General features: G+C 41.4%; 6 protein-coding genes and 1 pseudogene. All 7 read left to right on the top strand.

What is annotated here, in order from left to right:
• A partial coding sequence (locus tag IIB39_11150; GenBank protein MCH8929254.1) for a sigma-54-dependent Fis family transcriptional regulator occupies window positions 1–389 on the top strand: 389 nt, incomplete at its 5' end.
• 286 nt (window positions 390–675) lie between these two features.
• Entirely contained in the window at window positions 676–1,812 is a 1,137-nt protein-coding gene (locus IIB39_11145) for a hypothetical protein (protein ID MCH8929253.1), read from the top strand.
• Window positions 1,813–1,856: 44 nt separating this feature from the next.
• On the top strand, window positions 1,857–2,831 hold the full coding sequence (locus tag IIB39_11140) for a c-type cytochrome (protein ID MCH8929252.1): 975 nt from the start codon (window positions 1,857–1,859) through the stop codon (window positions 2,829–2,831).
• Complete coding sequence (locus IIB39_11135) at window positions 2,824–3,288, top strand: hypothetical protein (GenBank protein ID MCH8929251.1); 465 nt, start codon at window positions 2,824–2,826, stop codon at window positions 3,286–3,288. The genes IIB39_11140 and IIB39_11135 overlap by 8 nt, the downstream gene beginning before the upstream one ends.
• Window positions 3,285–4,373, top strand: a complete 1,089-nt coding sequence (locus tag IIB39_11130) for a hypothetical protein (GenBank protein ID MCH8929250.1) — start codon at window positions 3,285–3,287, stop codon at window positions 4,371–4,373. The genes IIB39_11135 and IIB39_11130 overlap by 4 nt, the downstream gene beginning before the upstream one ends.
• Before the next feature lie 12 nt (window positions 4,374–4,385).
• Window positions 4,386–5,194, top strand: a pseudogene (locus IIB39_11125) (cysteine desulfurase).
• Between the two features lie 584 nt (window positions 5,195–5,778).
• Window positions 5,779–6,145 (top strand): hypothetical protein (locus tag IIB39_11120; GenBank protein ID MCH8929249.1); only part of this gene is annotated, 367 nt, incomplete at its 3' end.

Here is a 6,145-nt window from a genome sequence, read left to right as displayed (position 1 = left end):
TTGATCATTTCTTAAAAAAATGTGGGAGTGAAGCTGGCAAGACCGTGAATGGTTTTACGTCAAAGGCTGTGGATTATCTTCTATCATATTTCTGGCCGGGTAACGTCAGAGAATTGGAAAATGTGATTCAACGTGCAATCATGTTAACCGAAAAACCTATAATATCTCATCTAAGCTTACCCCCGCAAGTTAAAGATCATGCCATCACCGACAGACGGCAGGACAAAGACTTAGTTCGCTTAGCGGACCACGAAAAAGATTATTTATGCAGAGTATTAAAAGAGGTCAAAGGAAATACCTCAAGAGCCGCAGAAATTCTCGGTATTCAAAGAAGTACGCTCTATTCAAAGCTAAATCGATATAAAGTAAAATTAGACCGGTTCAGATAGAGCCTTTATAATATACTAAATTCCATAAATTGGACAGAATCCATCCAACCGTTGGTAATAGTAAATTACCGCTATTTAGTGTCCAATAATCAAACAATAAATTGAAGTAGTGATTCGAATGAAATCCGGATATCCGGCTTATGTTGCCTCACTAAAACTTAACCCGCGTTAATCTTCCAGCCGCAACAGCTAAAATCGGTGCTTTCTGGCATATGTTTTGCCCTTAGTGATAGTGATTGATTGTATGTATAAATCAAATCGACTAAACAAAAAAGGGGTGAAGATTATGTTTGTTAAAAAATTATCCATGATAGGCATAACAGGAGTAGCTCTATGTCTATTTTACAGCTGTGAAGGTCCGGAGGGTCCGGCAGGAGTTGCAGGTCTGGATGGTGTGGACGGCGTCGACGGAGTAGATCTGACTGAGCTTCCGCCGGTCGGCACTTATTTTAGCCTCGCTGTAAACAATAATGCGGGAGATATGCAATTCGGTTCATTTGTGAATTACCTTTCTTTTGATACGGTGAATACAGGCGTATTTTCAACTATACCGCAAATTGTTTCTGTAAAAACAGAAACCCCACCGGAGATCGACGGAAGTGCGGCATCAGGAGAATGGTCAGGAAGCGGAACTACAATCACACTTGATCGAATGGAGGATTTTTTGAAGTATGATGGAATCAGTCCTGCTGGTGTTACTTCTGTAAATGTCAGTTCAATGTATGACGATACATATCTCTACTTTAAGCTTTCATGGTCTGATGCTGATGAAAGCGACGAAAAGGATAAGTTGGCTTATAGTGCTTCGAGTGATAGCTGGAGTAAATCGGGTAACGAGGATAGATTTTATTTCATGTTTCCAATTACGGGATACTCGGGCACAGATTTCGCAGATGGTAACGGGTGTGAGGCATTCTGCCATTACGATGAAAATTCGGAAAATGGAAAGGGTTATATGTTTACTGAAGTAGCCGGACAACTTGTCGATACATGGCAGTGGAAGGCAACACGGTCAAATCCGGTAGGCTATATTCATGATAAGCATTTGATCTATCAGGACGTGGCAGCCTTCGATGTCAGCGCGGATAAACCCAAATCATTCAGCGGTAGAAAGGGTGATCAGGGATTGGATACGTATGTGGAAAATAAGATTCAGTCTGACGGATTTCCGCTTTATATGCATGCGAAAGATCCGGATGCCAGCGCAGGATATCCCTCCTTCGTCTGGGATATGGTTCCGTTTGACACAAGCGCTTCTTTTTCTGATGCAGCGACAATCCCGGGTGTTTTTCTGAGATATCCTGCAGGAAGTGGTAGTGATGTCGTTGCTTACGGGAAGCACAACGGGTCAAGCTGGTTGGTTGAAGTCAGGCGGGCAAGGAATACCGGTAATGGAGACGATCATCAATTCGTTTCTGAATAAGAAAGTAGGGCTTGTGATTATGAAAATGGGATTAAAGCAATACTTTGATCTGCGTAAATAAAGTATTCTGCAACAATGCCGGCTGGCTGATTCTCACCATTTTATGTGTGCTGTACAGCCAGTCGGCTTTTACCCAGCAATTGCCGATTGGCTATGGGGAGATAGGCGCTGCTATCTTTCGGCATCATTGTTCATCCTGCCATGGACGCACAGGGAAGGGTGATGGTCCGGGAGCAGCAGCCCTTTTTCCCCCACCGAGGGATTTTACTACCGGAGTATATAAATTTCGATCTACTTCTTCGGGATTGATGCCGACGAATGAAGACCTTGTGAAAGTAATTAAATGGGGATTGCCGGGTACATGGATGCCCGGATGGGAGCGACAATTATCTGACGATCAAATTCTTTATGTCATCTCTTATCTAAAAACATTAGTCAGTAAGGAGATAGAATGGCAAACAGGTGTGCTTGTTTCCTCAAGTAAATTTCCTGAATTACCTGAGAGTGATAAAGCGGATGGTGAAGCTCTCTTCTTGATATTGGAGTGTTGGTCATGCCATGGACTAAGTGGGAGTGGGAAGGGTCCCTCGGCAAATACTCTAAAAGATTACAAAGATCGCAAGATCACTCCAATAGATCTTAAAGACAAACACAAGTATAGGGCAGGTTATAGCGCCGCAGATATAAGAAATTCGCTCCTCACGGGAATTTCAGGCACACCGATGCCGTCATATGAGGGGCTCTTTCTTCTAACGAAAGATGATTTTATGGAAATCGAATTGAACGATGGTGAATATCTATCACAGCACGAAATTGAGCTGATGGACAGGTTCATTAGGAAACTCCCATCGAATGATGAAATTGAAGACCTTTCTGAAGCGGATCTCTATAATATCTCCATAAGAAATGAATGGGCGCTGTCACAATACATCGAATCGTTCCAAAGGGCAAATGGATTGTTCAGATGGCTATTTTATTCAAATCCAGAGGATTTGAAAGCCAGGATTCAGAATGAATAAGTTTAAGAAGTCAGCCAAAATACTGGTAGTTACAGGCTTCGTTGTAGCAGCAATTCGCTGCTCGGGAGATGGAATCGGGTTGAACGAATTTGGCGATCCTGTGGACTCACTTTCACTCAATATTGTTCCGGTTTCCCTTGATTCTACACTTGAAAGTATTCAGGAGAACATATTCAATGCAGTATGTGCTGTCAAATGCCATAAAATGCCGCGTCCTAAAAAAAATCTCAATTTAGAGCAGGGACAAGCTTACGGAAACTTAGTAAATGTTCAGAGCAAAGAGTTACCTAAAATGTTAAGAGTTAAGCCTGGTGATGCAGAAAGTAGTTATATAATCTGGAAACTTGAGGGGAGAAATGGCATTAGGTATAAGCAAATGCCACTAAATTTACCTCAAATTCCTGAAGTCCAAATTGAAGCAATCAAAGCATGGATAAATAACGGAGCACAGGAATGAACTATACCGCTGAATCATTAAGTCGATTTTGCGCTCTTACATTCCTAATACTTTCAGGATTTTTGATAACACATCCAAGTCCACTACATGCTGAACCCTATCTTGCCCTACGAACAGGTTTTAAATGCTCACAATGCCATGTTAATATCTCCGGGGGAGGGAAAAGAACCGAGTTTGGAAATATATATGCCGATCAATATTTAGCGGCAAAATTTATAAAGAGTCCGAATACAGGTTTATTTTCTCCAAAACTATCTGAATATATTTCATTTGGTGCCAATTTACGCTTCAGCAATACATTGCTTTTTGGTTACGCCGATACGACTGCGGGCGATGTTCCCGATGAGGTTTTTATGGATATAGCAGAGGGAAATATTTATTTAGAATTCAATATAATACCCGAAATATTGACGTTATATGTTGACCAACTTGTAAGCCCGGAACCGGGTAACAGGGAATCATTCGGACTAATTCAGGGATTACCTTTAAAATCATATTTTAAATTCGGAAAGATGTTATTGCCATATGGCTTACGCCTCTGGGACGATGCCGCATTTATCAGGGAGGAAACAGGTTTCACGTATTCGGATCCTGATTTAGCAGTAGAAATGGGATTTGAACCCGGAGATTTATCCGTAATTTCAGCGATTACACTGAATCAAATCTCCGGTGTAGCCTCGTTGGTAATGGAATATTGGCGAATTGGAATTTCATGGCAAAAATCTACGGAGACTTCTAAAAGCAGAATATTGGGATCTTTTGTCGGTTTTCACGCAGGTAGATTCACTCTACTTGGGGAAGTTGACCAGTTCAACGTGTTTTCAATCAAGCAATACGCATATCTCGCGGAACTGAATTTCCTTTTAATTAGAGGTCACAATTTTAAGATATCCTATAATCTCTTCGATAGAAACTCAGATATTGAGTTAAGCAGAGATGGTCAGGAGCGAATAAGGTTTGGATTGGAAATTTTTCCTGTTCAACACATACAATTTTCAATTTTCTACAACGTTAATCGGTTCATCCCTCAGAACCGGCAGCTAAACCAAAATAAATTAGTTGCAGAATTGCATGTTTTTTTCTAAGAATTTTAAAAGATGATAATGACCTTACCCAAGACAGGTATGGTCAGCGTAAAAGACCTTAGAGAAGCGATTACAGATGAAACCTGCCTCGTGAGCGTAATGACGGCAAACAATGAAACTGGAACGATTCAGCCGATAAAAGAGCTCGTTGAGATTGCTCACGATCGGGGCGTCACCTTTCACACGGACGCGGTACAGGCGGCGGGGAAGATGGTATTGACGTTGAAGAACTCGATGTGGATTTACTTATTATCTCAGGTCATAAGTTCTACGGACCGAAAGGGATTGGAGCGCTTTACGTTCGCAGAGGAATTGAGATCGAATCACTTATTGTCGGCGGCGTGCAAGAAAATAAGATGCGTGCCGGAACTGAGAATGTTCTCGCAATCAGCGGTCTGGGAAAAGCCGCTGAGCTGGCTGTCAGGAGATTATCTCGTATGAAGAGCGTAAGAGAACTTAGAGATATTCTCGAAGAGGGCATAAGAAAGATTATCCCGGCTACAAAGCTTAATGGTCACCCTGATGTGCGCCTCCCGAATACGCTTAACATGACCCTCCCCGAAATGCGCGGTGAATCAGTTGTCCTTGCTCTTGATCAAAAAGGAGTTGCACTTTCGTCCGGTTCGGCTTGCAGAGCGGGCTCTCCTGAACCTTCCCACGCGTTAACAGCAATGGGACTTACCGATGAGGAGGCGCATTGTGCGCTGCGATTCTCTCTGGGACTTGGAAATACAAAGGATGAAGTCAAAAGAACGCTTATAATTTTTGAAGAAGTTGTAAAAGAATCAAAAACCATAGTCCGCTTTGTTCCCTGTCGTTAATGTATGATAAATCTGATTACATTCTACACTTTATGACTACAAAGAAGGTGATGTAGCAGAGCATGAGACGGAGATGAAAGAACTAACAACTTTCGGGGAATCTTAGAAGTGAGAGATTTCAGATTTTACTCTCAGCTGTTTTGTCATTAAAGGGGAAGGAGAGAATCTGTCAGGCGTATCGTTAGAAATTATTATATAAAATTCCAAATGCATTAGGAGATCATGCCATTTAGGGCGGCATTATGAGTGAATCAAATAGGAGATTTAACTATAATATCAATTTTTACTATTGAGATTCTATCGTATTTGAATCATAGGGAAAAAGATCAGCCGTTACTTAAACATAATATGATTAGTATTGTAATATTTCTATTGACAATGCTCGTCAACGATTTTATCTTGTGCCACGAGTTTTAATTACTCATTAAAGCCAGAGAGCTTTTCTGACTATGCCAAGGGGGACATTTAACAACTTGCTTCTAAGGACTCATCAACTTTATCAGATAAACAAATATTCCTTGAGTTGAATAAAAGAAAGGATAATAAAACTTAGATAAACCTTTTTTATAGCCTTGGGAGGTTATATGAATTTCAACAGACTCACGCCTATAATCAAGACTACCATAGCCGGTATCATTCTCCTGCTTCAAACTTGCGCAGCACCCCAAAAAGATGAAATTACAATTGCCGAACCTGATCTTTGGTTAATGGCAACTGAGACAAAATTAATTGAGAATGAGTCTTTGGTCGCTCTGGGTAAAGAGATTTACGAGAAGGTATGTTATCTCTGTCACGGTGATGAAGCAAAAGGCGATGGCAAGGTGGCTGAGTTCATGGTAACAAAACCCCGAGATTTGACGTCAGGAAAATTCAAAGTAAGGACAACGCCGACCGGCTCATTACCCTCGGATGATGACCTCTTCCGGACTATAACTCGCGGATTTCCTAAAT

It is taken from the genome of Candidatus Neomarinimicrobiota bacterium, from assembly GCA_022573815.1.
In the GTDB taxonomy this organism is placed as follows: Bacteria; Fidelibacterota; SORT01; order SORT01; family SORT01; genus JACZTG01.
This window is presented reverse-complemented; position numbering and strand designations above follow the sequence as displayed.

Bases quoted from the DNA above. Each gene is read 5' to 3' on its own strand.
- IIB39_11145 (MCH8929253.1), top strand. From the start codon at position 676: ATGTTTGTTAAAAAATTATCCATGATAGGCATAACAGGAGTAGCTCTA.
- IIB39_11135 (MCH8929251.1), top strand. From the start codon at position 2,824: ATGAATAAGTTTAAGAAGTCAGCCAAAATACTGGTAGTTACAGGCTTC.
- IIB39_11130 (MCH8929250.1), top strand. From the start codon at position 3,285: ATGAACTATACCGCTGAATCATTAAGTCGATTTTGCGCTCTTACATTC.